At 73.6% G+C, this 2,807-nt stretch carries 1 protein-coding gene; it reads left to right on the top strand.

Annotated features, from left to right (window positions below):
* Positions 1-2,807 (top strand): non-ribosomal peptide synthetase (locus IE269_RS42580; RefSeq protein WP_189828748.1); only part of this gene is annotated, 2,807 nt, incomplete at both ends.

The raw sequence follows: 2,807 nt of genomic DNA, 5'->3' as shown, positions 1-2,807 counted from the left end.
CGTCCGCATCCGGACCTGGACCGGCTGGTCGGGTTCTTCGTGAACACGCTGGTGCTGCGTACCGACACCTCGGGCAATCCCACCCACACGGAGCTGCTGCGCCGTACCCGTGACGTGGGTCTGAGTGCCCTGTCGCACCAGGACCTGCCCTTCGAGCGGCTGGTCGAGGCCCTCAACCCCGCCCGCACCCCGCACCGCCACCCCCTCTTCCAGACCGCCCTGACCCTCAACAACACGTCCACCGCCACCGCCGAACTCACCGGTGAGGACGTCGAGTTCGACGGCGCGGCGAAGTTCGACCTGTCGTTCACGGTCACCGAGCAGCACGCCGGGGACGGCACGCCCGACGGGCTGACCGTCACCGTCGAGTACGCGGCCGACCTTTTCGAGCCCGCCACCGTCGCCCGTCTCGCCGATCAGTTCCAGCGCGTCCTGTACAGCGCCGCCACCCACCCCGACACCCCCCTGCACGACATCGACCTGTTGGGCGCGGACGGCCGGGCCGAACTGGCTGCGCTGGCCGCCGGAGACGTTCACCCGCTTCCTGCCGTCGGCCTGTCCCGGCTGTTCGCCGCCCAGGTTGCCCGTACCCCCGGCGCGACCGCCGTCGTCAGCGACACCGGCGCCCTCACCTACGCGCAGCTCGACGCCGCCACCGACCGTCTCGCCCGCCGTCTGGTGGCCCTCGGGGCGGGCGGTGAACGCAGGATCGCCCTGCTCCAGCGGCGCTCGGCGGACCTCGTGGTGAGCACGCTGGCCGTGGTGCGGGCGGGCGGCGCGTACGTACCGCTGTCCGAGAACTGGCCCGACGAGCGGATGGCGCTGGTGCTGGCCGACACCGGGGCGGACCTGCTCCTGGTGGACGCCGCCACCCGGGACCTGCCGTTCGTCCGGGCGCGGGCGGCGGCGGGCGTGCGGGTGGTGGACGTGTCGGCCGACGGCGCGGACGCTCATGTCCCGCTGCCCGACGTCCACCCGGAGCAGCTGGCCTACGTGATGTACACCTCCGGCTCCACCGGCCGCCCCAAGGGCGTCGCCGTCACCCACGCCGACGTGGCCGCGCTGGCCCACGACCGATGGTGGCGGCGCGACGGCCACCACGCGCGGGTGCTGCTGCACTCCCCGATGGCCTTCGACGCGGCCACCTACGAGATGTGGGTGCCGCTGCTGAGCGGCGGAGAGGTCGTGGTGGCACCCGCCGGTGACCTGGACGTCGACCGCATCGGACGGCTGATCGCCGAGCACCGGGTGACCGCGCTGTGGCTGACGGCGGGACTGTTCCGGCTGCTCGCCGAGGACGCGCCGCAGGCGCTGGCGGGCGTGCGCGAGGTGATGACCGGCGGAGACGTGGTTCCGGCCGCCGCTGTGCGCCGGGTGCTCGACGTCCATCCGGGGCTGCGGGTGGTCGACGGGTACGGGCCGACCGAGACCACCGTCTTCGCCACCCGGCACGCGATCGCCGCCGGGGACCTGCTCGGCACCACCGTGCCGATCGGCCGACCGCTGGACAACATGCGGGCCGAGGTGCTGGACGCCGCACTGCAGCAGGTCCCGCCGGGCGTGCCCGGCGAACTGTTCCTCGCGGGCGCGGGGCTGGCCCGAGGCTATCTGGGGCGTCCGGGGCTGACGGCGGAGCGCTTCGTGCCGGACCCGTTCGGTGAGCCGGGCGGGCGGATGTACAAGACCGGCGACCTGGGGCGCTGGCGGTACGACGAGGCGGGGGAGGGACGGCTGGAGTTCCTGGGCCGTACCGACGACCAGGTGAAGCTGCGGGGCTTCCGGATCGAACCGGCCGAGATCGAGGCGCACTTCGCCGGTCGCCCGGACGTGGCGCAGGCGGCGGTGGTGCTGCGCGAGGACAGCCCCGGTGACCAGCGGCTGGTGGCGTACGTGGTGCCTGCCGGGGACGCGGCACTGGACGCGGCGGAGCTGCGTGCGCACGCTGCCGTTCACCTGCCCGCGTACCAGGTTCCCGCCGCCGTGGTGGTGCTCGGCACGCTGCCGCTGACCCCCAACGGGAAGCTGGACCGGCGGGCCCTGCCCGTCCCGGACGCCACGACCGGGGCTACCGCGTCGCGTGCGCCGCGCACCCCCCGCGAGGAGGTGTTGTGCGGGCTGTTCGCGACCGCGCTCGCCGTCGAGCACGTCGGGATCGACGACAACTTCTTCGAGCGCGGCGGCCATTCACTGCTGGCGATGCGGCTGGTCGGGTCGGTACGGAACGAACTCGGGGTGGAGGTCGGCGTCGGCGACCTGTTCGAGGCGCCGACGGTGGCCGCGCTCGCGGCACGGCTGGAGGGGGCCCTGTCCGCCGCCGCACTGCCGCCGCTGCGCCGCACCGAGCCCCGCCCGGCACGCGTACCGCTCTCCTTCGCCCAGCGCCGGCTGCGGTTCCTGAACCGCATGGAGGAGACCGAGCGGGCCTCCTACAACATCCCGGTGGTGCTGCGGTTGGGGGAGGCGGTGGACGCCGATGTGCTCCAGAGGGCGCTGGATGACGTCGTGGCGCGGCACGAGAGCTTGCGGACGGTGTTTCCGGAGGCTGGTGGTGAGCCGTGCCAGAGGGTGTTGCCCGCGGGTGCGGGGCTGGTGCCGTTGGACCGTGCCGAGTGCGACGAGGACACCGCCCGCGCACGCATCGCGGAGTTGTCGGCCCTGCCCTTCGACCTGGCGGTCGAACTCCCTTTGCGGGCGGCCCTGTTCACGCTCGCTCCGGCCGATCACCTGCTGGTGCTGGTCCTGCACCACATCGCGGGCGACGGCTGGTCCATGCGTCCCCTGACCGAGGACCTCACCGCCGCTTATGA

Source organism: Streptomyces spiroverticillatus (assembly GCA_014650415.1).
GTDB lineage: Bacteria > Actinomycetota > Actinomycetes > Streptomycetales > Streptomycetaceae > Streptomyces > Streptomyces spiroverticillatus.
Note: the sequence above shows the minus strand (reverse complement) of the source record. Positions and strands in the feature narration are given on the sequence as shown.